Source organism: Alkalicoccobacillus porphyridii (assembly GCF_007293315.1).
GTDB lineage: Bacteria > Bacillota > Bacilli > Bacillales > Bacillaceae_D > Alkalicoccobacillus > Alkalicoccobacillus porphyridii.
In genome coordinates this window covers 23,767-48,973 of record NZ_VLXZ01000010.1, presented here as the reverse complement: position 1 = coordinate 48,973, position 25,207 = coordinate 23,767, and the positions used below count along the sequence as shown (strand labels likewise).

The window sequence follows — 25,207 nt, the reverse complement described above, 5'->3', positions numbered from 1 at the left end:
AGAATGAACCTTTCGAAAGTCTCTATTTACTTTATAGCCAAAAAACGACCTGAAAAGACCTAATTTCAAGAATTTGGTCTTTTTTTATTTCAAATTAATATATTATAAAGGGAAATATTGATTTATGTCGAATTAAGTATAAAATAACCATTTTTTTAAGGACGGATCAAATGGAACTTAAGGAATTAATTATAAATATAAAACCCAGAGAAAAAAGTGGTTCTAGGTCTGCTAATCGCTTTGCTTATCAACAGGATTGGGTAATTTGTAAAATTCTCGAATTACATAAGACGAATGTAAATTATTTAATTCTCCTAGACTATCACGATGATGTGGTTGTACTTAATAACGAGAAAGAACCCGATCTAATGTCATTTTATCAATTAAAAACAAAGCAGCCTGGCACTTGGTCTACCACGGATTTAACAAGACAAAGTTCAGGGAAATACGGTAAATTGCCTTCTATACTGGGGAAACTATACGATTGTCGTTTGAAATTTCCAAACCATACATTATCAATCCATTTTGTTTCAAATGCTCTTTTTAATGTTGAGTTAAATTCATTAGAAGAGAAAGGGATTGATAAAAGAAAGATTTGTTTTAATCAGCTTTCTTCAAGTGAAGTAGAAAAGGTAATAAAGAAAATCAAACAAGAATTTAATTTGGCTGACAATCCAGACCTAATTGATATGACTTTCTTGGAAGTTTCTGATTTGAATGTAAATGACCGAGAGACGTATGTAAGAGGAAAACTAGGGGTTTTTTTAGAAGAATTAAATCCAAATGGTAAGTTTAGAGTAGGGTTGATATATAAATCCATCTTTGATGAAGTTAAAAGAAAAAACAACTATGAATATGATTTAGATCAATTTGAGGATTTAATAAAACATAAATCAATTGGTCGTTCTATGTTTGAACATATTCTAAGTAATGTTGATATAGAGAATAAATATGAAGAATTATGGAATATGACTGAGAGACAATTATTGGCTGAGGGTATCCCTATTAGAGTAAGGTTAAATCTAAGAAGCTCTTGGGATAAGTATGAAATTCAAAAAATGGACTTGTCTAATCAGTATTTATTATTTGTTAAAAATAAAATTAAAAGAACGCTTGAGCCATATATAGAAGATACGACTATTTTAAAGCTTTATCAAGGAATTTTGGAGCCAACCTATAAAAAATTTTTGGTTACAGAACCAAACTGCATTTATGATGAATTTTTTATAAAAGCTATAATTCTAATGGAGTATTACGGGATATGAATGGAAACTTTAGAAAACTAATTCGAAATCTAAGGAAGAGGAATTATGAAGAGGTTAATAATAAGCGAGATACTGCTGTTATCGAAAATAGAGAGAAAAGCAAAAAGGGTACAGTTTCATCCAAAGATTACAATTATAAAAGGGACTAACCATACTGGAAAATCTTCATTACTAAAAAGCATCTATACTTCCTTTGGGGCAACTCCTAAAATTGTACACCCTAAATGGAAAAACGCTGATGTGATAAGTGTTGTTAAATTCAGCGTAGATAATCAGGATTACACGATTTTAAGAAAAGATAAATTTTATGCTGTTTTTAACCACGACGAAAAATCCATTGAGACGTTTAATAGTGTTACTAAAGGATTAGGTCCGTATTTGGCAACTATATTAGGCTTTAAGATTAAGTTGAACAACAAGCAAGGAGATTTGATTACACCACCTCCAGCCTATTATTTTCTTCCCTTTTATGTGGATCAGGATGCGGGATGGAAAGCAAATTGGTCTTCATTTGATAGGTTATTTCATCTTAAAGGAACTTGGAAGAAAGATATGGCAAATTACCATTCTGGTATAAAACCAAATGAATATTATGAAACCAAAGCTGAAATCCAAAAATATAACACAGTAGTTTCAAGTTTAGAGTCTGAAAAGAAACTAACTCAAAATGTATCGAACAAACTCATAGATCAATTTATTAGAGTTCAATTAGACATTGATATGGAAGCCTTTAAAAGGGAAATAGACGAATTAGTAATGCTTTATCATTCTTTACAAGAAGAGGGGGATACACTACAAGAAAAAATTGTAGAGCTTAACAATATTAAGATTAGTCTTCAATCCCATATTACGATTATTAAAAATACAATGACAGAATTAAATCTGGATTACCACTTCGCATTGAAAGAAGATGAGACAGTTTCTTGTCCGACTTGCGGAAATATCTACGAGAATTCATTTGCTGAAAGGTTTGATATAGCAAAAGACGAAGATCGATGTCAGGAGTTATTGATCGAAAAGGAGCTTGAGTTAAAAAAGATAGAAGAGGCAATTGCTGTTCAGTATCAATCCTTTAATCAAAATAATAATGAAATTGAAAAAATAAAAGAAACCTTAGATAAGAAACAAGGCGAAATTACACTTAGGGACTTGATTCAAAACGAAGGCAAAAAAGAGCTTAGAGTCATATTAGACTCCGATATAAGTCGATTGACTAAAGGAATTGTAGAAAATATAGAAAGGATTGACCTTCTAAAGGAAAATATAAAATTCTATAATGATAAAGAACGGCAAAAGGAAATAAAAAACCTTTACATAGATACAATGACTGACCTTCTATTAAAATTAGATGTGCATACGATATCACAAAAATCGTATAAAGCAATTGATTCAGTAATAAAGGAAACCGGAAGCGGTTTGCCAAGAGCATTATTAGCTTATTATTATAGCTTCTTAAAAGTAGTAAATGAATATTCGACTGCAACCTTTTGTCCTATTGTGATTGACTCTCCAAATCAACAGGATCAATCTCCAGAGAATTTAAGGAAAATGATTAAAGTTATTTTGGAGGAGCAGCCAAAGAATTCCCAAATTATCTTGGGAGTAAGAGAAATGGATACTGATGTTGATTTTGAAGGTAAGATAATTGAACTAAAAACCCAATATAGTTTACTTCAAGAAAATGAATACGAATCTGTATCGATGGAAATAAACCAACTTTTAGAGCAGAGCTTGAATCTCCGGTAATATTACATTTAATAGTCCTTAGCCATAGATGTATAAATACATAATATAATTTCATAAATTCTTTCGAATGTTGATAAACCCACCAACATCTCTTGTGTTGTCAAATACAGTCCACACATGTGGAGTGTGTGGTGGAGATGGAAATTAAACAATCTAAATAGTGATTGAAAATATAAGTACAAGGTCTTTTATGAGGCTTTGTACTTTTTTAACTATTATTTCTTGATTTATAATAAAAATATATTGATAAACGATAAATTTTATAATAGGATACTTGTAACAGTAAAAAATGGAAGCTTACATGAGGATGAGCTTCCTTTAAAAGGGGTGGATGGTGTGGGTAGGCTTATTGGATTTGTTATGACCTTACTGATCGTTATTTATATGTCTGGATGTTCTCATTCATATGAAGAAGAGACAATGAACGATGAAAATGTAACACTAACCATTCAAAATAACACCAATGTTGAAATGAACGGAATTGAAATAATTGGATATCAGAATGGGGATCGGACGTTTACTCAGGGGAGCGCATATGCTGACGGTTCTGAAATAGAACAAGGGGAGTCAATGGAATTCCAATTTGAAGAATCAGAGTTTGATCTTAATGACAATTCATCGTTTGAGATTCTACTTTTAGATAACGAAGAAACGTTGGTCACCATCACTAGTACAAATGTCCAGTTTAAAAAGGTAGGGCCTGGTGAGTATTATCTTGAATTAACCGACACAATTGAATAAAGGGGGCAAACACTTATGGATAAAGAAACGTTTGAAATACCTCTAAAGTGTAGGGGAATAGCAGTCGTCTTACTCAAAAAATGTAACAATGAAAACAAAGTATTGTTATTAAAGCGAGATTCTACCGTTTTGCAAAATGTTTGGTGTTACATTGGAGGAGGCATGGAAGGCAATGAATATGCTTGGCAAGCAGCACTCCGGGAAATTGAAGAAGAGACGGGTATCACAAATGTAACCTTATATTCAGCAAATAAAATTGAACAATTTTACTCGCCTCATACTAACGATATATATATTGCACCCGTATTTGTAGGGTTTGTAGATGAGGAACAGGAAGTCACTTTAAACCACGAACATAGTGAATATAAATGGTTGAGCTTTAACGAAGCGACCGAATATGTTAGCTTACCAGGAAACGAGGAAGTTCTTACATTCATTGAAAAGTACTTTGTACGTAGACAGCCTATGCATGAGTTATTGATAGATATCAGATAGAGGAGTGAATACATGATAAAGTCAAAACTGGATGGAGATAAGATCAATCAAAAAGAAATGTTTATGGATTATCCAATTGAAGTAAGTGGTTTAGTGTTAGTTGATTCAACCTTAGAAAAAAATCAAGATCGATTTCTTCTAACCCTGTCAAAAGATTTTCAAGACGCCTATCAGAATCAATTTACTACAGAAAGTACGTATAGCGAATTTATGGAGAGCTTAAAGCAAGTGAAACAAGACTAGAACCCAATAAAATAAACTTGCTAGTTCACCCCATATTTCGTTAAAATCGAATGTGGGGTCTTTTTAGGTAAGACTTCATTAACTAAACATATTATTACAACAGTCTATATAAGTGTAATCAGATAATTGAAAGGAAAGAAGATATAATGAAAGAGAATTTTTGGAACGACTTACCTCGTCCATTTTTTATATTAGCACCAATGGAGGACGTAACGGACGTTGTGTTTCGTCATGTAGTAGCCAAGGCAGCAGCCCCTGATGTGTACTTTACCGAGTTTACTAACTCAGAAAGCTACTGCCATCCAGACGGAAAACAGAGTGTACGTGGACGCTTAACTTTTACAGAAGATGAGCAGCCGATTGTCGCTCACATCTGGGGAGACAAGCCAGAATACTTTAGAGAGATGAGTATTGGCATGGCGGAAATGGGCTTTAAAGGAATAGACCTTAATATGGGCTGCCCTGTAGCCAATGTAGCTGGTAACGGAAAAGGAAGTGGCCTCATTCGTCGTCCAGAAGTCGCCGCTGAACTAATCCAAGCAGCAAAAGCAGGAGGACTTCCTGTCAGTGTCAAAACAAGACTAGGCTACACAAAGATAGAAGAGTGGACAGAGTGGTTAACACACATCTTAAACCAAGACATTGCCAACCTTTCCATACACCTACGCACGAAAAAAGAAATGAGCAAAGTAGAAGCCCATTGGGAGTTAATACCCGAGATTAAGGCACTGCGTGATGAAATTGCACCTAACACCTTACTCACAATCAACGGAGACATTCCTAACCGCCAAGTCGGTTTGGAGCTCGTTGAGAAGTACGGAATCGACGGTGTTATGATTGGCCGTGGTATTTTCACAAATCCATTTGCCTTTGAAACAGAACCAAAGGAACACACCAGTGACGAATTACTAGATCTCTTACGCTTACAATTAGACCTACACGACCACTATCATAAAATCGAATCACGAGCCTTCAAACCGCTACATCGATTCTTTAAAATCTATGTTCGCGATTTCCGTGGAGCAGGGGAGTTAAGGAATCAGTTGATGAATGCAAAGACGACGGATGAGGTAAGAGGATTGTTGGATGAGTTTAGGGTAGGGGTTTAGTGGATTTAAATAAAAACAGCTTTCAACTCTCTATGATTGGGTTTGAAAGCTGTTTTTTTTGAAATAATTATACGTGATTTTATAAGTATTTAAATACGTCTAGCTGAGCAGAAGTACATGAGGATGTAACAATTGAAATACAAAATGAAATCAAGCTAAAACTACTGAAAATCTATGTTAGAAAAACATAAGTATTTTAGAGAATACGAGAGAATCAGTTTCAATTGTCGTTTAACGGCCATAGATGAAGTGAAAGCTCCCAATTAACAGCTTTCAAAACAGAACATGCATGCTAAAAAGCGCACTCAATTCTACTCTCATCTCAGAACAGTAAAAAAGGAACCTAAGCTCCTTACTAATTATGTACTTCTGAACCTGTTATAGGTGAGAAAAGTTTGATACCTTCCTCAGGGAAGTAATTATATTTTTCTTCATTGTAATTAAAAGAAACATCATAATAGAGCATTTTAGGCTTTACTCTTATGTTTTGGATCTTATCCTGCTCGAATATTTGATGCTCTTTGCCTTTTCCGTCGAATGTTACAATAATTAAGCGACTTTCAGTAATAGCGAATATCCTATTTCTTTTAATGGACTGAGCCCCGATTGTAAGGATGTTTTCATCTGAATCTAAGAGACTTTGAAGTGTTTCTAAGTGCTTACTATATACGAGTAAATACGTTTTCCCAAGCGGAGCCACTTGTTCTTTAAATGTGTTCATACTGGTCACATCCTTATAAGTGATTTATTCCAGTATACTATAAAATTTTCTTTTTTGGCAAAAAAAGATGGATTATTTGTTATAGGTCACTGTTCACAGCAGTTGCTTTTTTCTTTGTTTGAAGCTTCAAGTAGGTTAGATATCGATACGAACCATCTACATCAACTTAACGCTATTTTTGATTATTTTTCTCTCTGCCTTTCTTGAGTCCTTTTGGACAAACTACCCTCTCAAACTGGTGAGAAGTAAGCCTATCGTAAATGGAAAGAGCTCTTAAGAATTATACAGAAGAGAACATTATCAATGGTATGACTTGCTATAATCAGCATATTAAAAAGAGTAAGACGGAGTCAATAATTTAAGGAGAAATATGTTAAAATTTCAATTAAATTTAGTTTGAAAATAAAAAGTGAAAACATCAGTGAAATTAAGTATGATAAAAAAATACATAATTAAGGAGAAATATTGTGAATGATTTATTTATGGAGCATGGGATAGCTATATTTTCTTTATTAGTAGCAATTATAGCATTATTCTTAAATAGAAAAATTTCTAAATTAAATAGCTATAATCAACATGGGAGTTATACTGTTTACTTTCAAAAGGAGAGCAAAATAAAGAAATGGTTATATGGACCAGGGTTTAGTGTTAAAACTGACAATTCTATTTCATCCAGCAAACTAGCTTTTAATTATAGTCTTAGGATAAAGCCTTTGTTAGGAGGTGTATATAGGTCTCATATATTTAATGATCTAGAACGAACTGAAAGTATAGGGACGACTAAAACATTACCTGTAGTTAGAACGTATAAAAACAAATATAAATTTCCTGATAAGTATGCACATCAAGATATTATATCTTTTTCATCTTCCCCTATATATCCTTATTTTTCTGTTAATGGAACATTTGATGAAGAAGAACGTAAATATGAAAAAAGATTGTGTCGTTATCATCGTTATATAGAAATTACAGATTACTGTGGAAATACAGAGATTTGGTATATTTCATTTTCTTTATATCTGTCTAATCTAGAAGAAAATAGGCATTGGAATAAATATAACGAAGACAAAAATTTTATGTATTATACATTCGGTGACTTTAATATTGTTTCGCCTCGAGATATTCGACTGAATTTAAATCAAACTTTGCGATTTAATAAAGACTTATCAACTATTGCAGGTTCAGAAAAAAGTTGGGGAGAATCAGAAAGGTTCATTGATATAGGCTATGATAAAATAGACTCTGAGTTACAACTCTACGAGATGAAAGAGTATCTATTATTTAGGAGTAGTTTGAAGAATTACGATTTATAAAAATGCTTCTTGCCACCATCCCGCCCCCTATGATATTCTATAATCTTCTTTTCTTTTACTAGAAAAGATATCCATACCATACATATCAAGGGGGCGCTTCATGAAAAAAGGTCTGATCCTCAGTGTTTTTTCGATCCTCATCATGTCACTCACACCACTACTGAATAAGTTTTCGCTTGATTATTATAGTCCTGTGTTTGCTGCGTTGTTGAATAGCGTGTTTGCGGGGCTTTTTTGCTACTTGTATTCGTTAGTGATTAAAGAGCGAATCAGAGTGGTGAAGAGTAAGATGCTTTGGTTGATTGGGCTAACGAACTCGATTGGTTTGATTTGCTTGTTTGTTAGTTTGGATTTGTTGAGTCCGATTACGGTTGGTTTTGTTGGGCGGTTTTATACGATCTTTGCGATTATGCTTGCGGTGTTTGTCTTGAAGGAAAAGCTGAAGCGGATTGATCTTGTATTGATTGGCCTCGCGATTGTGGGTACGTTTTTATTTGTTGAAAAAGGGGCGACGGCTGATAGTTATATTGGCATTGCGGCTGCTTTAATGTACACCTTATTTTTTGCTTTAACAAATACGCTGGTCAAGAAGACAGTGGAAGGCATTAGCTCTAATACAATTTTATTTTATAATAATTTGATTTCTGTCGTTTTAATTGCTGGATTTATGATAATTACAGGTGATTTAGGATCTATGACGTTTCAAGCTGAGGGTATCATATTTATTTTATTAGGCGCTTTTTTCAGTGGATTTCTTGGTTTGATTTTGTTCTATGAGTCAATTAAGCTCATCGACTTTTCTCTAGCGAATCTAATCAGGGCGGTTGGGCCGATTGTGGTGGCTCTTTATTCTTATTGGTTCTTTCCGATTGAATTTACGGTATCTAATGTGGCAGGAGCGATCTTAATATTAGGTTCGATTGTGTTAATTACAATTAAGCCTAAGAAGCTTTATTAAAGTTGCTCCGTTTAATGCTTTTTCTCCACCGTTAAGTACAATTCTTCCTCCTTTCATGCGATGTAAGCTGAAAACTGCTTATATATCAGCGATAATGAAAAGTATCTAAAGAAGGAGGAGATTGTTATGATCAAGAAAAAAGAAAAACGTTTTATCGAGAAAGAGACACACAGTTATCAATATGGAACGATCATCATATTGGTTGATCTTCAAACGGGTGTTCACTACCTTCACACGTGGTCTGCGCAAGGAAATGGTCTCACACCTTTACTTGATGAAAATGGTGAAGTGGTGATTGAAAAAGTGCAGGAATAAAAACGATTTCTGTGGATACTTGTTTTACGCTAAGCTTCCAGTTCTTCCAAAAGTACTGAGAAGCTTTTTTTGTCGTTAGAAATGCTAGTAGAGGAGTTGGTCACATGGATAGAGAATGAAGAAGTAGACTACTAAATTCTTGACCACTTTTAACATTAATCACGAATAAAGTTGATAGGAGTACGTTCCCTTTTTCTTTGTAGCTCAACAACAAATATATCAATGTTCTCTGGAGAAATGATGCAATGCTTATAGGGTTTGTACTGCAATATGTAGCTTTCTAACGAAAGGGCAGTACTTGCTACTAGAGGATTGGTGTTTCGTTCAATCTTTTCAATTGTATCAATGCTGATTGTTCTTCTAAATGGTCCTTGTTTAATAATGAATGTATCATCGTAAATCAAATAAGAGGTACCAAACCAACACCAAAGCGAATACACCCCAAGTGGTAAAAAAAGAACAGTGATAACTATGATGGAGACAATGTCAGCATCAAAGGTAAATGGGAATAACACCCCAAATGTAATACAAAAAACGCCTATTGGTATTAAGATCACTCCATATAGAAGATCTTTTTTCGGTTGGAATTTCACACTGAACCACCCCGTTCGTGTATTGGTTTATATACCATTATAAATAAATTGGATGAATAGTAGTAAGTTAATTTTCCGCTCTGTGAGGGAGGAGCTGACCCATGAGCTATTAGCTTATAGCCTAACCCTCCATTTTTTTTAGATGCTCTTCGAATGTGTTAATGGTCAAATACTAAGGATAACCGGATAAATCACAAGTGTCTGGTTATTTAATTTGTATAAAAGGAAAATAATATATAAATTAAGAGTCTTTTGATCTATAATAATAGTAAAAATTGAATATGATAAGTAGGGGAGTAGTTATGGGGATTTTTAGAGGTACAGGAAAAGTAATTGGTCAGGTAGCAGGTCTTACCGTTGGAGGAACTGCACAATTGGTAGGAAAAGTAGTCTCTACAAAACATGAGGCAACAGGTGAATGGATTAACGAAGTGGGAAAGGGTATACGAAGTGCTTCTGATTTTGCTTTTACAAATACTGGTCAACTTTTGGATGGAACGATTCAAACTACATATGGTGCCATAAAAAAAGATGCCTATCATCAAGAGGCAGGAATACATCAATTAAAGGATTCTGCAGGGAAGACTATTAATGGTATTGGTAATACGGTTAAGTATACTGCTCAAAATGGGAAGGCAGTTTATGATGGCTTTACTGAGGGTGATAAGCAAAAAGCCATTCAGGGAATAAAGAATGTTGGTAAAGTCGCAAGCGTCTCTTTATTAGCGATAGGAGTGCTTGACGTACTTATAGATAGTAATGTAGCAGATGCTGAAGCTGAAGAAGGATTAATTGTGAGAAACGGTAACTTGGGTGGAGAAGCTCACCCAGTTACAGGAGTACCTTTTGTGGAAAAAGAATTCATATTAACAGATGGAACTGAACATTCAGCTGCATTTCCAGCATTCAATTCCTTTCATGACGTTCAGTTGCCGGAAGATCAGTACCTTCAATCAGATCGTGTACATTTTGCTTATGCTAACAACGATCTAGCTACAGCGATTGCTGAAGATCCAAAATTAGCTGATGAATTGAGATTAACGTCAACTGACATTTCTATTTTACAAAATGGTGATACACCGAGTGGGTACAGTTGGCACCACAGTGAAGATCCTGGAAAGATGCAATTAGTTAATACCGAGGATCACATAAATACAGGACACACAGGTGGAAGAGAAATATGGGGCGGAGGTACGGAGAATAGATAATCACATTGTATTAAGTCGGGGAGTTATTTAACACATAATGAGGAGTGAAGACTTGAAATATTTCCTTTTGTCATTAGGCGCTTTGGCTATCCTGTCAGCTTGTAGCCCATCAGCAGATTACACTAGTCCATTACCAAAAAAGATGCCGGATGACTTCAATATCTCTCTAAAATACGGCGTCACTATGGCCAACGAGCTAAATACGTATGAAAATACCTATACAAAAGATTTAATTTCTGATGGAACGGCCTCAACGGAAATGCCATTGACTGAAGATGAACGATTGTTTATCTATGAAAAGCTTAGAAGTGTAGATTTGTTAGCTTTGCCAACACAAATGGGGTCAACCTGCGTGGTGCCATTTGAAAGGTATGATTTAATGATGACGGCAGATGGTGAAGAGCTCACGTTTGAATGGGACACGTCTTGTGACACAGAAAAGCTTAATAAGTGGGAAGAGGTAATGAAGGATATTCACAAAGAGATTATTTATAAACGGTCGGAATATCAAGAGCTGCCAGAGGCTAGCGGAGGATATTTGTAATGGGCAGGTATCATCTAAACTGAGCAAGCTTGGCTAATGAACATCATTTCCTTAACTTCAGTCATTGTCTTAATTGTCGTGTTTAATAATAAGAAATAAACCACCCTTGAGCTCCGGCTTGTGTGAATTAATAGCTGATCCCCTCGTGAGACCTTTTCTATTAATGACCAAACAGTGGGCAAACACTGTTTGGTCTCTTTTAACTTCCCTTATCTGGTCGTCAATTTATAAGTTAATTATATTTAAGCTTTAAAAATTGTTCATTTACTTTACCATTTAAAGGATTTACAAGCATAGATGTAGAATGAGAAAGAGTATTCTATGTCAGCATCAAAGATAAATGGGAACAATACAGCAAACATAGTGCAAAAAACGCCCATCGGTATCAGGATTATTCCATATAAAAGATCTTATTCGGTTGAATTTTCACACTGAAATACTCCGTTCGTGCATGGGGTTAAATATTATTATAAATAAATAGGATGAATAATAGTAAGTTAATTTAACATGTTGCTAGGAAGGAGCTAACTCGTGAGGAAACTTCTCATATCTGTAAGTACTGTGGTCATTTTATCCGCTTGTAACCCATTCAATAGCTGTACAAGCCCATTACCCGAAGAAATGCCAGACGATTTTGAGTTCTCGTTACAATACGGGTACTCGATGTCCAATGAACTAAATACGTTTGAAAACACATTTACAAAAGATTTAATCGCTGATGGCACGGATACAACGGAAATGGTACTGAGTGAGGAGGAACGCATGTTTATTTACGGAAAACTCCGAAGTGTGGACTTATGGGCATTGCCAACAGAAACAGGTACCCCCTGCTACGAGCCTCATGAATCTTATCATTTAACAATGATCGCGGATGGGGAAGAAACCAATTTAGAGTGGAAGACGTCCTGCAGTGCAAAGAAATTAAATCAGTGGAAACGTGTCATGAATGAAATAGAGGATGATATTATACATGTTAGACAGGAGTATCAAGAGTTACCTGAGGCTAGTGGGGGCTATGACTGATTATAAATTAGGCTCTATATCCTAGTTAGTGCGGCCTTTTTCTTTTAAAATTAAAAACCCACCTTTCCTGGTGATTTTTCATATTAACTATTCATTCAACTTCAACATGCACCTCAAGCTCTACCTCCACATTCCCTTGGATCGCCCGACTGATCATACATGACCTCTCCGCTTTTTCTGCAAGCTTATAGGCTAGCTCTTCATCCTTTTCAGATGCTCCTTGATTCAGCACGATTTCAGGCCGGTGGATGATCTTTTTATACGTAATAATACCTTTGGTCACATCCACAATTCCTTCTGAGGTCATGGTGAGATCTGCTTTATCAAGCTTGCTGCGTTCCATCATTGCGGCTAGCGTAATGATATAGCAGGTAGCTGCAGCTCCTAGCAGCATTTCGTCTGGATTCGTACCTACACCAGGTCCATCCATTTCCGGCGGGATGGAGACCTTTGTCACAAGGTTACCTGCTTCAATTGTACCTACATCATTGCGTAAGCCCGGCCAATTAGCTTTAAGATGAAAGCTGTGTTCTGCCATTTCGAGAACCTCCTTACTTACTTGCTATCTAAATATCTTATCGTATAAGCAATAAATTCTGCAAAATCTTTTACAAAATCAAGGTCTTTATAGTTCAGTCCAGATTTCTCCATCGCTTCTTTTTGAATAGGCGTAGGGGAGGTATAAGGGAATAAACCGATGACATAATTTGATTGTAGCTCAAAAAATCTAATAATCGTCTCATCCTTCCATTCAGGAAAAACAAGCTTAAGTGAGTCGTGTAACTCAGCCATTGCGACACGGTAGTTTTGTTTAAAATCAATAAGTCTCTCAAGAGAGACATTCCGTTCAATCATTGTGAAGAGCATGGATATAAGCTTTAAAAATCGCTTATGTCGATAAGCGACCTCTGCCCACTGTTGTGAGAAACTCTCGATATCATCCATTTTTGTAGTGAATGTTTCCTTAACGTCACTGATCCATTCAGTTAGCTCATCCATAGCTACCAAAAGATAGATCTCTTCTTTTGAAGAAATATATTTATAAAGATTGCCACGTGTGAAAGTCGTTTCTTTGGCAATCTTAGCAAGTTCAATTTCATGAAATTGTAACGTATCAAAGAGCTTAATCGCTGCATCTTTTATTTGTTGTATTCTAATTTTTCGTTGTTCTTCCGTTCTTACCCGTTCAAATTCCATTCATCAGGTCTCCCTTCTAAAAAAATTATAGCACATCTATATTGCGTTACCATAAAAGTCAGTCTATAATAAAATATAAGTAACGTGACGTCGCGTCACTTATATTGGGCGTAAATTTATATTACTATTTGAAGGGGATGAAATGAATGATGGATGGGAAGAAAGTTGTATTAGTGACAGGAGCATCTGCCGGTATTGGCAAAGCGACAGTAAGGCTATTGCTAAAAGAAGGGTATATTGTTTATGGAGCAGCCAGACGTGTAGAGCAAATGAAGGATATTAAATCACAAGGCGCACATATATTAGGCATGGATCTAACAGACGAACATTCTATGAGTGATGGAGTTGCTCGTATTATTAAGGAACAAGGGAGAATTGATGTCTTGTTTAACAATGCTGGATATGGAGCCTATGGTGCCGTGGAGGATGTACCGATGGAGGAGGCACGACATCAATTTGAAGTAAATCTTTTTGGCTTAAGTCGTTTGACTCAATTAGTTCTTCCTTATATGAGAAACCAAAAATCAGGGAAGATTATCAATACGTCATCAGCAGGCGGGAAAATTTATACCTTGCTTGGTGCGTGGTATCATGCGACCAAACATGCGCTAGAAGGATATTCGGATTGTCTCCGAGTAGAAGTTAAGCCATTTGGTATTGATGTTGTGGTGATTCAACCAGGTGCAACTGAAAGTGAGTGGTCTGATGTAGTCTATGATCATGTTAGAAAAACGTCCGGTAATACAGTCTACAGTAAAATGGCTGATTCGCTAATAAAAACGTTAGGTGGCATGGGTGGGCTTTATTCTCCTGATCAAATTGCGCAATTAGTGTTAAAGGCTGTTCGTGATAAACAAACAAAAACTAGATATGTGGCTGGTAATGCAAAACCCGTTCTATTGTTACGCAGAATATTGACGGATCGTATGTTTGACCGAATGATTTATCGAATGTTTAAGATAAATTCTGCACAATGATGATTTAGATGGTCGCACTGTTTTGTCATTTATTGAAGATCAAAATGATATAAAACGAAATCGGGGGCAGGGCTAAGAATGAATTTGGAGAAGGGATGGGACCAATTTTGTCGAAGGGTGTGTTATGCTAATTTTTGAGAGGTGTTAACTATGAGTGAAAGAGATTATTATCAAGTGAAAATGACAATGAGTGATATTAAACCACCAATTTGGAGAAGAGTGTTAGTTCCTAGTAATATTACGTTTCATAAATTCCATAAGGTCATTCAAGCGGCGTTTGATTGGCAGGATTATCATCAGTATGTATTTAAGTTTCCTGAATTTTTAATTATAGAACCTAGTTTGGAGGTTCCATTAAAGGAGGGAGACAAGCATCCAAAACGTACAAAAATTGATACTGTGTTTGAAGAGTATGATCATTTTTACTATGAATATGATTTAGGTGATTCATGGGAGCATAAAATAGAAGTGGAGAAAGTCGTAATTGTTGATGAAGAAAAACATACTCCGATTTGTATCGATGGAGACAGAAACCGTCCTCCAGAGGATGTTGGTGGGGTTCCTGGATATGAGGAATTTCTGAAAACCATCAGTGATCCAACTCATGAGGATTATGATTTCATGTTGACCTGGGCTGAAAAGGATACAGGTGGAAGGAAGTTTGACCCTGATTACTTTTACAAAAATGAAATTAATCGGAGGCTCAATAGAATAAAGTGCTAGAAAGCTGAGCACCTGCATGGAAAGATGCAGGTGCTTATTGACTTTCACAGTGATGGGGGATGGATGATCTATGCATATCGTGGTAGTAGAGGGTGCGGTTAAAAAAGATGAAAAAATTCTCATCATCAAACGCAGTGCGAAAGAAGAGCACGCAGCCGGCGAACTTGCTTTAGTGGGTGGCAAGGTAGATGAGACGGGTGCTTCCTATGATGTGCTAGAGGAAACGCTTAGGCGTGAGATTCAGGAAGAAGTAGGAATTGAAGTCAAAGAAGAAATGGTATATGTTCATAGCTCTACATTTGTCTCAGATCAAGGGGTATCTGTAGTGATGGTTGTCTTTTTATGTGAGCATCAAAAAGGAGAGGCATATGTAAAAAGTGAGGACGAGGTTGATAGTGTGTATTGGATGACAATAAATGAGATTGTAGAGCATCCAGATACGCGTCCTTGGCTAAAGGAAAGTGTGCAGCGAGTGGATATGATTAGGGATAGAGGAAGAATATAAGGGTACGTTCCTGCTGTAATTGAAGGTTGAATGCCCGTTAACATAAAGGAGATGTTCAAAATACGCGAAACCTCCATAATGACGCGTGAAGTCCTAAACGAATGATCACAAGGTGGTATAAGAAAATGAGTTTATCAAAACAAGAAGCATTACAACTTGCTGCAAAACACAATTTGCAGCTAAAAGAAGGAACCCTAAGCATGAATGAATCCGGATTAGATTTTCAAGCAGTGTTTGCTACGGATGTGGGTGGTCACGATTGGGTCCTGCGCATCCCAAGGCGTGAGGATGTGGTTCCTAGAACGAAGCCGGAAAAGCTAGCATTAGATGTGGTAAATCAAGAGGTAACTTCATTCCAAGCACCTAAATGGGAGGTTTATTCCGATACACTTATTGCTTATAAGAAATTGGATGGTGTTCCGCTTGGCACCATTGATCACGAGATTATGAATTATGTCTGGCAGGTTGAGCCAAAAGAGATCCCGCAGCAATATCATGAAACCCTAGCTCAAGTATTAGTTGCTCTGCACTCAGTATCAGCACAGAAAGTAAAAATGGCAGGCCTGACAGTTCACTCTGCAGAAGAGGCAAGACAATCAATGAAGGATCGAATGAACGCTGTGAAAAATAAACTAGGTGTGGGAGATGCATTATGGGAGCGCTGGCAGCTATGGGTAGAGAATGATGAGATGTGGCCAAAACAAACAGGTTTGATCCATGGCGATGTGCACCCTGGACATATTTTAATTGATGATTCTTGCAGTGTAACGGGTTTAATCGATTGGACGGAGGCTCAGGTAACAGATGTCTCAAGTGACTTCGTTGCCCACTATAAAGTATTTGGAGAAACGGGATTAGAGTTATTGATCCGGGCATATGAAGAGGCAGGAGGATATGTCTGGCCAAAAATGAAAGAACATATTGTAGAGCTTGAGGCTGCCTATCCCGTCGCAATTGCTGAGTTTGCCATCATTTCGGGAAGCGATGAGTATTTGCAAATGGCAAGGCAGGGTTTACAGGTGGAATAGAAGTCGGGAAGACTGTCGTGACCTGAGACAGTCTCTTTTTTATGTGAAAAAAGGGTAGCTAACATAGATTGTTAGGATCACAATGACCACAATCAATAAGGCAAACACTTTTTGCCCCTGCCGAATTCTTATATAGAAATGACGAGTAATTAAAGGAATAGCCAGGCACAAAAACAAAATAAGAATAGGTACAGATTGAGTAATAATGGCCAAGAAGAACAGCGCCGAACCTAATATGGGTAGAACTATATGCAAAAGAGTGTGCATAATCAATCCTCCTTTTTTTAATACGGATTGTTTTACCTAAAAAAGATTAGATCAAACGTATTTAATTCTTATCCAAATGATGGATTTGAGGTAAAATAAAAGCACAACACTTATAGCAAAAGAGAGGCGGGATAATATGTTCATACTTAACTCAATCCGGGAAATGGTGCTTGACCTATTTGCAATGGCGAAGGGATTTGTTTATGGATTTGTAATGGTAGGAGGATTTATCCTGGTATGTAGTGCTATTGTATATGCGGTTTTTGTATTGATTTTATAAAATTAAGAAGATAAAAGTGTGTTTAAAAAGCATAGCTGTGTCATGTATCTAGAAAGTAGGAAAATACTTAGAAGGTTTAAATAACTTTCTGAACAAGCGGACGAAAATGGAGGGCTGACACCTGCGGGATTAAAAGGTTCAATGAGATAAAGCGACGGAGTCGAATCAGCTCATTACCTTCCCAAGCGTGCCCCCATTTTCGGGAGTGGCAGTCGAAGAAACAAAACATGGTTCCTCCTCTATCTCTTTACATCAATGCAATCTTCACACATTCATGGACTCTATAAAAAAGTAATAATAAGCAAATGCGTAAAATAAGGAGTTGCGTTAATGAAAACAAATCCTCGTCTGCCCCTAATGAATGTATTCGAAGGGTATGTCCGTAACTATCGTAGTTTAAACTTGGAAGCTAACCATCATGTTTCAATGTTTACACTTCGAGAGATTGAATATTTTTGCCGGTTGGGTGACATGTTGGGTTTTATTTCATACATAGAGGATGCCCGCGTAAATGGAGAAACCGAGAGTTCGAGAAGAATGGATATGTCCTGGTGGAAGTGGGATGCACGAAAGGATCAAGAGAACTATATTGAACTGGCTTTACATTTGGAAAGAGAATCAAATCCTAAAAAAGATCTCGACACTGTTGAAAAGTTATTCGTAGAATCTGCAGAAGGCTACCACCCAACGCATGTGATTGGCATTCAATATGTAACATCAGAAGCTAGAGTGGAAGAGTTAAATCAATTGGTTAAACAGCGAAATGGCGTCCAGCAATCTCACGTCCTCATGGTCTATCGTTACGTAGACCCACTCTTCCATATCGAGTGTGTAGCTGCGTACACTTTTTCCAAGGGTTCCATAACAGAAGTACGAAAGGCATACTGTCAGAAGGATCAAGCAGGCTTTTGGCAGATGTGTTTTGAAGAGGAGTATGAAGCAAGATTGACGCAGGTTTAGGGATAAAAAGCTAACCTTGGATAGGAGACATGAATGAACGTAGATATAGAAGTTATTTTGCTTATCATATTAATTGGTTTTCTAGCTGCGTTTATAGACGCAGTTGTTGGAGGAGGAGGGTTAATTACGATTCCTGCTTTGCTTTTTGCTGGTCTTAATCCTACTGCAGCCGTCGCCACCAATAAATTAGCTGGAACGATGGGGTCTCTTACAAGTACGATGATCTTCTATCGGTCTGGTCATTTAGAATTTAAATCCATCCTAAAGTTCTTTCCACTTTCTCTCATAGGCTCACTGCTAGGCGCTTGGACGGTGTATGTCATTGATCCCGCTTTATTTAAGCCTATTATGCTCGTGATGTTAATTGCTGTTGCGATTTATACCGTGATCAAAAAAGATTGGGGGAGCATCTCCACATTTAAAGGATTAACAAAAAAGAGATGGCTACTTTTTGCTTTGGTACTAACATTCATTGGTTTTTATGATGGGTTTTTAGGGCCAGGGACGGGATCTTTTCTTATGTTTGCTTTCCTTTTTGTTGGATACGATTTTTTGCATGCGGCTGGTAATGCCAAACTCTTAAACTTTGGTAGTAATGTCTCAGCGTTGATACTATTTATGATATTAGGGCAAGTGGATTATACGATTGGTCTCATTATGGGGCTATCAGGGATTGCTGGCTCCGTTGTTGGCTCACGCTTTGCTATTAAACGAGGAAGTGGTTTCGTTCGAATCCTTTTTATCGTAGTTACATCTACATTAATTATAAAAACCATTTATGACTATGTCATAGAATTATATTAGGGAGCCTTACTCTTAGCAGTTAAAAAATCACCCCACCTCATCAAAAAAAAGGAACGTGACTCGTACACGTTCCTTCTATATATTCTCTTTAAACCTGCAAAAGCTTCAAGTCCTTAATCTCATAAACTGTATCTGCCACTTCCTCAACAAACCGTTTGTCATGCGAAACAAGGATAATCGTGCCTTGATAGGCATGGATAAATATTGCGAGTGCTTTCATCGTGTCAACATCAAGGAAATTTGTGGGCTCATCTAGAATCAACACATTGTAGTTTCCTAAAAAGAGCTCGCACAGGGTCAGGCGGATGGCTTCTCCACCACTTAAATCCTGTATATTTTTCTTTAAATCATTCCCTTCAAAATTCATGGCGTGTAGGACCGCACGAATTTTGCCTTCGTTTTCCTCGGTTCTGCTTTGGACATAATTAAAGACTGATTCGGCCTTTACAAATTGGTAGGCCATTTGCTGATACTGACCGAATGCAATTTTGGGTGAAAGAGTTATGCCTTCTCTATCTTCATGAATATGTCTGAGTAGTGTACTTTTTCCGCTTCCGTTTGCCCCTGTAATGGCGATGGTTTTTCCTAGTGGGAATTGGAAGCTGACACGATCAAGTAACAGTTGATCGCCTATGCTTAAAGTTAGTTGGTTTGCCATGATTGGGAACTTATTGTGCATCTGGAGTGCCTTTGATTGATGAAACCTCAGAACCTTTTTTTCTTCAGGCGCTTCCACTTCTTCTAACTGGTCCACTCTTTTTTCGATCGCTTTTGCTGCACGTTGCATAGATTTCTGAGTAGTACCCTTGGACTTAGTCATAAACATTCTGTTACCAGGTGTGTTCATTTCTTTTTTAGACATTGATTGATTGGCCTGAGTGATTTTTTCTGCTTTTTTCATTTTTTCCTCGGCTGCACGTTGAAGTCTGCTTTTATTATTTTGATAGCTTTCATATTGTTCTTGATGCTGTTTGGCCTCAAGTTTCTTTTGCGCATCGTAATCCGAATAATTTCCTACATATTCGGTAATTTTACCATCTGAGATCTCCCATATTTTTGTCACGAGCTGATCTAATAAATATCGGTCGTGACTGACAAGGAGGAGAGAGCCATAATAATATCGCAGCTCTTCAATCAAAAAATCAATGCCTCTTGTGTCTAAATGAGAGGTTGGCTCATCAATTAGCAAAGCCTCATAATAAGTTGAGAAAAGCTGTGCCAGCTTAAGTCTTGTCTGTTCTCCACCACTTAGTCTTTCCAGGTTATCTGATACATGTAACTTTGAAAGTAAGGTTGGATCAACTGACTGAGGTTTGGGACTAGTAGTCTGTTTAAAATACCCCATCTCAGAGAATCGCTTCACCTGTCCCTTGCTCGGCTGAATATCTCCATTTATCACCTTCAGCAATGTGCTTTTTCCTTGCCCATTTTTCCCGACGATTCCAATTCGATCAAACTGATAGACAGACAATGTTGGGATTTTTAAAATCGTTCGATCTAAAAACGAAACCTCTATATCCGTTAACTCAATTGTTAATGTTTCCATGCTTGTTTCCTCCTACAATCTTTTCTTATGTTACAGCTTCTCTCAGCTCATACATTCAAAAAGACTGCCCCATCAAAAAAACACAGACCGGCGTCTGTGTTATAGAGTAAACAGTATAAAAAATAAGCGGACGTATCCACGTATGTTGTCTTTCCCGTGAGGCTATTAAAAATGGACAGACTTCTCCCGTTTACTCTGTCATGATGTACAGAGCCTTTGAACATATGAAATTACTTGTTCAAAGCACGGATCCAAAGTCTTCTTGATGGCATCATTTTTAACAACCCTCCTATGATTTGTTACGTTGACTATACAAGGAAACTATGAAAAGATCAATAGAAGAGAAAAAATGGAAAATGTGGTGATGTAGACGATGAGGATAACAGACGACCTATACGGAACCTTTGAGCTAGAACCCATCTTAGTCAAATTAATCGAAAGTAATCCCATCCAAAGGCTGAAAGGCATTCATCAGGGTGGGGCAAGTTATTTAGTGAATGAGAAATGGAATGAAACGCGTTACGATCACTCTATTGGTGTGATGCTTCTTATTCGTAAAATGGGTGGGAGCTTAGAGGAGCAAGTGGCTGGCCTTTTACATGACGTGTCGCACACAGCCTTCTCTCATGTTGTAGATTTGGTCTTTAAGAATGAAGAGCAATCCTATCATGAGGAGATTTTCAAACGAGTGGTTACTGAGTCCGAGATACCAGCGATCCTCTCAGCGAATTCAATCAGTCTAGTAAAGCTCTTTGATGATGCCAACTGGTCGATTTTAGAACAGCCTGCCCCGGATCTTTGTGCGGATCGAATTGATTCTACGTTACGAGATATGTATCGATATGGTCAGATTACACTTGATGAGGTTGAATATTTTCTTGGGCATCTTGTTCTCCATGAAGGGACATTGCATCTCAATCATTTAGGAGCAGCTGAATGGTTTTCCGAAACATATTATAAAGAAGTAATTGATTTTTTTATGGATCCGTTAAATGTGTACGGATATGATAGGCTGTCCAAGCTTTTAACCTATGCTTTAGCAGAAGGCTATCTCACTCCACCAGATTTATTAATGGAGGATGAGCAAGTTTTGCAAAAGCTTCGTGCTCTTTCTGATCCACAAATCAGCAAATATCTCTCCGAATTAACGCCTCCTATTTATATAGAAGAAAACAAAAACGAAGCAACCATTCATCTGAAAACAAAGGTTCGACTGATTGACCCGATGGTAATAGAAGGTGAATGCATCAGTCGAGCATCAGAACGATCAACTCGAGTGGAACAGATGAATGCTAAAGCTCAGCAAAGAGCATTAGAAGGCATGTCAATAAAAGTTCTAGCTCCGTCAACGCAAAAAAACCCGGTTCACGAGTAACCGGGTTTTGCTCTCCACTTAAATCCAACAAAACTTAATGCAAAAAATAGAATAGAAGAAAGAAGGAGTACACCAACTCCTGTGCTAACTTGAAACCTACCATCATAAGAATCCAATGCCAATTGCCCGTTTACAATTTGATACAGGTCAAAATAGCTGAACGGATTGTAGGGTCCAAAGCTTGCTAAGTGTGCTGTTAAGATTATTGCCAAAAAGACAATGATGCGCAATCCGATGTGGCGAATCATGATGGCAAACAAGCTATAAAGCGAAAATAGAAATAAAGTTAACGCTGCTGCTAGGGTGAGGTACTGTTCAAAATAATCCCGAAGCGAAATAAAGTGATAAGGATCTCTCTTTGGATCAAAAATACCGTGCCCAAGATCGTTGAGCTCATACATAAGGACTGGATAGTGTAAGCTCCCAAGGTCAGCTAACAATAAGCTAAAAATAAGAGGGGCAAGAATCATACTTAATGTAAAGAGCACAACGCCAGTAACTCCTGCAACAAGTTTCCCTGTGTAAAGCTTCATTGTAGTAATCGGAAGTGTAGCAGATAGATCAAAACCCTCATTCTTGTGTTTACGTGAAAAAACCTGTCCAAAAAGCACACAACCAAAAGCAAGTAGCATAGGCAGGAGGAAGCTCTGACTGATCAAATATAAATAAGAGAGGCCGTTTTTACTGTACCTCGTAGTCAGGTTCTTCCACTGATGCTCGGCTGTTCCTTCGAAGTTTTCGTATACATTCGGAAGAAGACGGAAATGCCTAGTTTGCTGGATAAAGGGCTCTAAGTTGTGCTCCTCCATCCAAACTAATTCATTTAGCGTTGTGCGATAGGAGAACCGAGACAGCTCCAGCTCTGCAATCATAAAACCCAACTCATCACCATTTGTTAGTACATTTGTTAACATAGTTATTTCATTTTCATAAATGGATTGCCAGTTGCCGTTCTGTTTGTTAGTAAGTTCAGCTTTTGTCCCCTTCAGATTCTGTTCAAATAATTCTATAGAATCATGAATACTATCTTGGACTTCCTCATCCGAAAACTTTATAGCATCTTCATGCTGTAGCTGAAGTTCTTGAAGATAGTTTCCGTATTGAATAATATCAGTCTCAATTTTGGTGAGGTTTGCTTGTTCTACACTTGATGCGACTGTGTAATGGAGAATATATAGTCCAACAGAAGACAATATGGCACTTAGAAAGATTAGGACAAGTCGTTTATTTTTCCATCGTTTTTTCCATTCAAATAAAAAGCTATGTACCATTTATTGATCCCGCCTTTGTTGATCAGACGTTAAGAAATAGATAAATATAGCTGATAAGACTAGTAGGATCACAGAGCCGTACATGTATGAATGAGGAGTCGCCATAAAAGATTGATTAGGAAGCAAAGGTGGTAAGTACTCATACACCATTAGTAATATAAAGCTTAAAAACAAACTTATAATAAGCGCCCATGCTTTTTTTGTGGTTATGTTTGCTGTTAAAGTGTATAAACTACTGGTAAATACAATTACCGTAATCTGAAACATAGCAACAAATGGTAGATATGATCCAATATTTATAAAATCATGTTCAGGTGTGAGTAGGGGATAGGAGAAGCTACTTGTATCCTGTGTGACAAAAAGAAATGGCAAACCAATTGCGATCCCCCAAATAACAATAACTAACATCATACCAACAGAAAAAAAGGATAGCATTTGCACGGTGGTAAGGCGCCTGAAAGAAATAGGCAAAGTTGAAAGGATACTCACACCGTTGTTTCGTTTTTTCTTGTTCACGGTGTACGCAATAGAAAAAAGCAGTACAATCAATAGTCCATACTTACTGAGTAGTGTGGTGACACTAAGAGTAAATAATGCTGGCTGAACGGACTGGTTAGGTAGCTCCTTTACCAGATTTAGTCGATTAAGCTCAAGATTCATCACTAATTCATTCAACAAATCCTCGTGTTTAACATTGAGTTGGCCATCATAGTCTAGATATTCAATGGCGGCGCTATAAATATCATTTTCCGAAAGGAGAGATTCTTGATAGTCGAGATGGTCCACTGCTTGAATATAGTAACTAAGAGTTCTAATTAAACGAATGCCTGGGAAATGATAGCCTTGATAATTCCTTCCACTTGAATTAGAGTCGTCTTCAAGCAAAGCAGCTTCATTAAGCTCGTTTTGTTCTATAACCTCGCTGTATAGCTCATAAAATTCATGAATTTTATTTGATGGAATGGTATGCTGCTGCATACTGTTTCGAGCAAAAAGGGCACAAACTAAGATCAGGGTAAGGATTAGAAGATATGTAAATGTTTTAGAACGAATCATTTTTTTGAACTCTAATAAGAAAAGACTAATCGCGCCACCCATTATTCAAAGTGCTCCTTGTATTGTTGTTCTAGGTTATGACTCTCTTTTTGTACATCAATAATGTTTATCTGGTGAGACATTAATAGCTCCATTAATCTATGCAATGGTTTATGCTCAAGATAGACGAGTAGACATTCACCGTCTTCTTCTACTAAATAATTTTCATCTTCAAGGATTTGCTTCACTGTAGTAGGTGAAGATACGTGCAATCGATAATATGTAGATTCATAGTGTTTACTGTTTATTTCGGTTAGCTTGCCATTCTTCAGAAAATAAATGTGAGGAGTGATCTGATGAATGGATGTTAGGTCGGGAGAGGTGAAGAGAATAGAACTCCCATTCTCTTTTAGCTGATGAAAGATACGTTGGACAGCGCTAATACTTGATGAATCAAGTCCAGTAAACGGCTCGTCTAAAAGTAACAGTTTTGATTTCGAAATTAGAGCCATCGCCAACAGTAATAGCTGCTTAGAGCTAAATGTGTGGTGTCTAATCTTTTTTTTGAAGGTGCCTTGGATGCCAACATCCTTCACCACCTCATTTATTCTAGATTTGTGAATGTTATGGGCTGTACAAATATATTTTAAATGGTCATAGCCAGTAAGATCATCGTGTAGGATCGATGGATTTTGTAGATAAACCACCTCTTTATAAACACTGCGATCCTGGTTTGATTTGCCTACTAATTCTACAGTCCCAGAGTCAGCAGCTTGAAGATGACAGATCGTACGAAGTAGAGTCGTCTTGCCAGATCCGCTTGGTGCAACAAGAGCCCAAATGCCAGGGGCGTTGATTTCAAAAGAAACCTCATCCAGTACCATTTGATGATTCACAATTTTTGTTAAATGATTTACACTTAAGATAGACAAAGCTTCACCTGCTTTATATGAGTACATATATAC

The 25,207-nt window shown here is 37.0% G+C and carries 29 protein-coding genes; 20 read left to right on the top strand and 9 right to left on the bottom strand.

Annotation, left to right across the window (positions count from 1 at the left end):
* Positions 1 to 170 precede the first annotated feature (170 nt).
* The 6 genes from FN960_RS15495 (at position 171) to FN960_RS15470 (ending at position 5,599) form a co-directional block, all read left to right on the top strand.
* Positions 171 to 1,265 (top strand): DUF4297 domain-containing protein, encoded by a 1,095-nt coding sequence (locus tag FN960_RS15495; RefSeq protein ID WP_143849760.1) that lies wholly within the window; start codon positions 171 to 173, stop codon positions 1,263 to 1,265.
* A 45-nt stretch (positions 1,266 to 1,310) separates the two neighbouring features.
* Entirely contained in the window at positions 1,311 to 3,011 is a 1,701-nt protein-coding gene (locus FN960_RS15490; RefSeq protein ID WP_143849759.1) for a hypothetical protein, read from the top strand.
* Positions 3,012 to 3,347: 336 nt separating this feature from the next.
* Complete coding sequence (locus FN960_RS15485; protein WP_143849758.1) at positions 3,348 to 3,752, top strand: hypothetical protein; 405 nt, start codon at positions 3,348 to 3,350, stop codon at positions 3,750 to 3,752.
* A gap of 15 nt (positions 3,753 to 3,767) precedes the next feature.
* Positions 3,768 to 4,247: an NUDIX hydrolase gene (locus FN960_RS15480; RefSeq protein ID WP_143849757.1), complete on the top strand. Its 480-nt coding sequence runs from the start codon at positions 3,768 to 3,770 to the stop codon at positions 4,245 to 4,247.
* A gap of 12 nt (positions 4,248 to 4,259) precedes the next feature.
* Positions 4,260 to 4,490: a hypothetical protein gene (locus tag FN960_RS15475; RefSeq protein ID WP_143849756.1), complete on the top strand. Its 231-nt coding sequence runs from the start codon at positions 4,260 to 4,262 to the stop codon at positions 4,488 to 4,490.
* Positions 4,491 to 4,636: 146 nt separating this feature from the next.
* Positions 4,637 to 5,599: a tRNA dihydrouridine synthase gene (locus FN960_RS15470; RefSeq protein WP_143849755.1), complete on the top strand. Its 963-nt coding sequence runs from the start codon at positions 4,637 to 4,639 to the stop codon at positions 5,597 to 5,599.
* Between the two features lie 355 nt (positions 5,600 to 5,954).
* Here FN960_RS15470 and FN960_RS15465 read toward each other — a convergent pair whose 3' ends face one another.
* The gene (locus FN960_RS15465) at positions 5,955 to 6,320 is read right to left on the bottom strand and encodes a PH domain-containing protein (protein ID WP_143849754.1); all 366 of its coding nucleotides are present in this window, start codon (positions 6,318 to 6,320) and stop codon (positions 5,955 to 5,957) included.
* Positions 6,321 to 6,787: 467 nt separating this feature from the next.
* On the opposite strand from FN960_RS15465, the gene FN960_RS15460 reads away from it, so the two are divergent.
* From FN960_RS15460 to FN960_RS15450, 3 genes are all read left to right on the top strand, one after another.
* The gene (locus FN960_RS15460; RefSeq protein WP_143849753.1) at positions 6,788 to 7,633 is read left to right on the top strand and encodes a hypothetical protein; all 846 of its coding nucleotides are present in this window, start codon (positions 6,788 to 6,790) and stop codon (positions 7,631 to 7,633) included.
* Positions 7,634 to 7,733: 100 nt separating this feature from the next.
* Positions 7,734 to 8,591: a DMT family transporter gene (locus FN960_RS15455; protein WP_143849752.1), complete on the top strand. Its 858-nt coding sequence runs from the start codon at positions 7,734 to 7,736 to the stop codon at positions 8,589 to 8,591.
* A gap of 126 nt (positions 8,592 to 8,717) precedes the next feature.
* Entirely contained in the window at positions 8,718 to 8,906 is a 189-nt protein-coding gene (locus FN960_RS15450) for a DUF6440 family protein (protein WP_143849751.1), read from the top strand.
* Positions 8,907 to 9,061: 155 nt separating this feature from the next.
* Here FN960_RS15450 and FN960_RS15445 read toward each other — a convergent pair whose 3' ends face one another.
* Positions 9,062 to 9,499, bottom strand: a complete 438-nt coding sequence (locus tag FN960_RS15445; RefSeq protein WP_143849750.1) for a PH domain-containing protein — start codon at positions 9,497 to 9,499, stop codon at positions 9,062 to 9,064.
* 302 nt (positions 9,500 to 9,801) lie between these two features.
* Between FN960_RS15445 and FN960_RS15440 the strand changes: the two genes are divergently transcribed.
* The 3 genes from FN960_RS15440 (at position 9,802) to FN960_RS15430 (ending at position 12,274) form a co-directional block, all read left to right on the top strand.
* The gene (locus FN960_RS15440) at positions 9,802 to 10,707 is read left to right on the top strand and encodes an HNH endonuclease (protein WP_185971062.1); all 906 of its coding nucleotides are present in this window, start codon (positions 9,802 to 9,804) and stop codon (positions 10,705 to 10,707) included.
* A gap of 52 nt (positions 10,708 to 10,759) precedes the next feature.
* Positions 10,760 to 11,251, top strand: coding sequence for a hypothetical protein (locus tag FN960_RS15435; RefSeq protein ID WP_143849748.1), 492 nt, complete (start codon positions 10,760 to 10,762; stop codon positions 11,249 to 11,251).
* A 531-nt stretch (positions 11,252 to 11,782) separates the two neighbouring features.
* Positions 11,783 to 12,274: a hypothetical protein gene (locus FN960_RS15430; protein ID WP_143849747.1), complete on the top strand. Its 492-nt coding sequence runs from the start codon at positions 11,783 to 11,785 to the stop codon at positions 12,272 to 12,274.
* A 91-nt stretch (positions 12,275 to 12,365) separates the two neighbouring features.
* On the opposite strand, the gene FN960_RS15425 is transcribed toward FN960_RS15430, so the two are convergent.
* Together FN960_RS15425 and FN960_RS15420 are read right to left on the bottom strand one after the other, a co-directional pair.
* Positions 12,366 to 12,812: an OsmC family protein gene (locus FN960_RS15425; protein ID WP_143849746.1), complete on the bottom strand. Its 447-nt coding sequence runs from the start codon at positions 12,810 to 12,812 to the stop codon at positions 12,366 to 12,368.
* A gap of 17 nt (positions 12,813 to 12,829) precedes the next feature.
* Complete coding sequence (locus tag FN960_RS15420) at positions 12,830 to 13,471, bottom strand: TetR/AcrR family transcriptional regulator (protein ID WP_143849745.1); 642 nt, start codon at positions 13,469 to 13,471, stop codon at positions 12,830 to 12,832.
* A 149-nt stretch (positions 13,472 to 13,620) separates the two neighbouring features.
* Between FN960_RS15420 and FN960_RS15415 the strand changes: the two genes are divergently transcribed.
* The 4 genes from FN960_RS15415 (at position 13,621) to FN960_RS15400 (ending at position 16,704) form a co-directional block, all read left to right on the top strand.
* Positions 13,621 to 14,448, top strand: coding sequence for an oxidoreductase (locus FN960_RS15415; RefSeq protein WP_143849836.1), 828 nt, complete (start codon positions 13,621 to 13,623; stop codon positions 14,446 to 14,448).
* A gap of 150 nt (positions 14,449 to 14,598) precedes the next feature.
* Positions 14,599 to 15,171, top strand: coding sequence for a plasmid pRiA4b ORF-3 family protein (locus tag FN960_RS15410; protein WP_143849744.1), 573 nt, complete (start codon positions 14,599 to 14,601; stop codon positions 15,169 to 15,171).
* Positions 15,172 to 15,241: 70 nt separating this feature from the next.
* Entirely contained in the window at positions 15,242 to 15,676 is a 435-nt protein-coding gene (locus FN960_RS15405) for an NUDIX hydrolase (RefSeq protein ID WP_143849743.1), read from the top strand.
* Positions 15,677 to 15,801: 125 nt separating this feature from the next.
* Positions 15,802 to 16,704 carry a macrolide 2'-phosphotransferase gene (locus FN960_RS15400; RefSeq protein ID WP_143849742.1) on the top strand — a complete coding sequence of 301 codons (903 nt, stop codon included), beginning with the start codon at positions 15,802 to 15,804 and terminating at the stop codon, positions 16,702 to 16,704.
* Positions 16,705 to 16,743: 39 nt separating this feature from the next.
* Here the strand turns inward: FN960_RS15400 and FN960_RS15395 are convergent, their stop codons facing one another.
* Entirely contained in the window at positions 16,744 to 16,971 is a 228-nt protein-coding gene (locus FN960_RS15395) for a hypothetical protein (RefSeq protein WP_143849741.1), read from the bottom strand.
* Between the two features lie 136 nt (positions 16,972 to 17,107).
* Here FN960_RS15395 and FN960_RS23030 point away from each other — a divergent pair, with 136 nt between their 5' ends.
* From FN960_RS23030 to FN960_RS15385, 3 genes are all read left to right on the top strand, one after another.
* On the top strand, positions 17,108 to 17,251 hold the full coding sequence (locus tag FN960_RS23030) for a hypothetical protein (protein ID WP_221936811.1): 144 nt from the start codon (positions 17,108 to 17,110) through the stop codon (positions 17,249 to 17,251).
* A 330-nt stretch (positions 17,252 to 17,581) separates the two neighbouring features.
* Positions 17,582 to 18,211, top strand: coding sequence for a hypothetical protein (locus FN960_RS15390; RefSeq protein WP_143849740.1), 630 nt, complete (start codon positions 17,582 to 17,584; stop codon positions 18,209 to 18,211).
* 33 nt (positions 18,212 to 18,244) lie between these two features.
* The gene (locus tag FN960_RS15385) at positions 18,245 to 19,015 is read left to right on the top strand and encodes a TSUP family transporter (RefSeq protein ID WP_143849739.1); all 771 of its coding nucleotides are present in this window, start codon (positions 18,245 to 18,247) and stop codon (positions 19,013 to 19,015) included.
* Positions 19,016 to 19,103: 88 nt separating this feature from the next.
* Here the strand turns inward: FN960_RS15385 and FN960_RS15380 are convergent, their stop codons facing one another.
* The gene (locus FN960_RS15380) at positions 19,104 to 20,561 is read right to left on the bottom strand and encodes an Msr family ABC-F type ribosomal protection protein (RefSeq protein ID WP_143849738.1); all 1,458 of its coding nucleotides are present in this window, start codon (positions 20,559 to 20,561) and stop codon (positions 19,104 to 19,106) included.
* 373 nt (positions 20,562 to 20,934) lie between these two features.
* On the opposite strand from FN960_RS15380, the gene FN960_RS15375 reads away from it, so the two are divergent.
* A complete protein-coding gene (locus FN960_RS15375; RefSeq protein WP_143849737.1) occupies positions 20,935 to 21,936 on the top strand; it encodes an HD domain-containing protein in 1,002 nt (333 codons plus the stop codon).
* On the opposite strand, the gene FN960_RS15370 is transcribed toward FN960_RS15375, so the two are convergent.
* Genes FN960_RS15370 through FN960_RS15360 form a run of 3 tightly spaced genes read right to left on the bottom strand, consistent with a single transcriptional unit; the run spans position 21,927 to position 25,174 of the window.
* Positions 21,927 to 23,207 carry an ABC-2 transporter permease family protein gene (locus tag FN960_RS15370; RefSeq protein ID WP_143849736.1) on the bottom strand — a complete coding sequence of 427 codons (1,281 nt, stop codon included), beginning with the start codon at positions 23,205 to 23,207 and terminating at the stop codon, positions 21,927 to 21,929. The two genes, FN960_RS15375 and FN960_RS15370, sit on opposite strands and share 10 nt — an antisense overlap.
* A complete protein-coding gene (locus tag FN960_RS15365) occupies positions 23,208 to 24,305 on the bottom strand; it encodes a hypothetical protein (protein ID WP_143849735.1) in 1,098 nt (365 codons plus the stop codon). It lies immediately after the preceding gene.
* On the bottom strand, positions 24,305 to 25,174 hold the full coding sequence (locus FN960_RS15360; protein WP_185971061.1) for an ATP-binding cassette domain-containing protein: 870 nt from the start codon (positions 25,172 to 25,174) through the stop codon (positions 24,305 to 24,307). Before FN960_RS15360 ends, FN960_RS15365 begins: the two co-directional genes overlap by 1 nt.
* Positions 25,175 to 25,207 lie beyond the last annotated feature (33 nt).

Coding starts and splice junctions, on each gene's coding strand:
- FN960_RS15400 (WP_143849742.1), top strand. CDS start 15,802: ATGAGTTTATCAAAACAAGAAGCATTACAACTTGCTGCAAAACACAAT.
- FN960_RS15495 (WP_143849760.1), top strand. CDS start 171: ATGGAACTTAAGGAATTAATTATAAATATAAAACCCAGAGAAAAAAGT.
- FN960_RS15390 (WP_143849740.1), top strand. CDS start 17,582: ATGAAAACAAATCCTCGTCTGCCCCTAATGAATGTATTCGAAGGGTAT.
- FN960_RS15450 (WP_143849751.1), top strand. CDS start 8,718: ATGATCAAGAAAAAAGAAAAACGTTTTATCGAGAAAGAGACACACAGT.
- FN960_RS15405 (WP_143849743.1), top strand. CDS start 15,242: ATGCATATCGTGGTAGTAGAGGGTGCGGTTAAAAAAGATGAAAAAATT.
- FN960_RS15425 (WP_143849746.1), bottom strand. CDS start 12,812: ATGGCAGAACACAGCTTTCATCTTAAAGCTAATTGGCCGGGCTTACGC.
- FN960_RS15475 (WP_143849756.1), top strand. CDS start 4,260: ATGATAAAGTCAAAACTGGATGGAGATAAGATCAATCAAAAAGAAATG.
- FN960_RS23030 (WP_221936811.1), top strand. CDS start 17,108: ATGTTCATACTTAACTCAATCCGGGAAATGGTGCTTGACCTATTTGCA.
- FN960_RS15385 (WP_143849739.1), top strand. CDS start 18,245: ATGAACGTAGATATAGAAGTTATTTTGCTTATCATATTAATTGGTTTT.
- FN960_RS15455 (WP_143849752.1), top strand. CDS start 7,734: ATGAAAAAAGGTCTGATCCTCAGTGTTTTTTCGATCCTCATCATGTCA.
- FN960_RS15370 (WP_143849736.1), bottom strand. CDS start 23,207: ATGGTACATAGCTTTTTATTTGAATGGAAAAAACGATGGAAAAATAAA.
- FN960_RS15395 (WP_143849741.1), bottom strand. CDS start 16,971: ATGCACACTCTTTTGCATATAGTTCTACCCATATTAGGTTCGGCGCTG.
- FN960_RS15375 (WP_143849737.1), top strand. CDS start 20,935: ATGAGGATAACAGACGACCTATACGGAACCTTTGAGCTAGAACCCATC.
- FN960_RS15465 (WP_143849754.1), bottom strand. CDS start 6,320: ATGAACACATTTAAAGAACAAGTGGCTCCGCTTGGGAAAACGTATTTA.
- FN960_RS15415 (WP_143849836.1), top strand. CDS start 13,621: ATGGATGGGAAGAAAGTTGTATTAGTGACAGGAGCATCTGCCGGTATT.
- FN960_RS15490 (WP_143849759.1), top strand. CDS start 1,311: ATGAAGAGGTTAATAATAAGCGAGATACTGCTGTTATCGAAAATAGAG.
- FN960_RS15365 (WP_143849735.1), bottom strand. CDS start 24,305: ATGGGTGGCGCGATTAGTCTTTTCTTATTAGAGTTCAAAAAAATGATT.
- FN960_RS15420 (WP_143849745.1), bottom strand. CDS start 13,471: ATGGAATTTGAACGGGTAAGAACGGAAGAACAACGAAAAATTAGAATA.
- FN960_RS15410 (WP_143849744.1), top strand. CDS start 14,599: ATGAGTGAAAGAGATTATTATCAAGTGAAAATGACAATGAGTGATATT.
- FN960_RS15440 (WP_185971062.1), top strand. CDS start 9,802: ATGGGGATTTTTAGAGGTACAGGAAAAGTAATTGGTCAGGTAGCAGGT.
- FN960_RS15380 (WP_143849738.1), bottom strand. CDS start 20,561: ATGGAAACATTAACAATTGAGTTAACGGATATAGAGGTTTCGTTTTTA.
- FN960_RS15480 (WP_143849757.1), top strand. CDS start 3,768: ATGGATAAAGAAACGTTTGAAATACCTCTAAAGTGTAGGGGAATAGCA.
- FN960_RS15470 (WP_143849755.1), top strand. CDS start 4,637: ATGAAAGAGAATTTTTGGAACGACTTACCTCGTCCATTTTTTATATTA.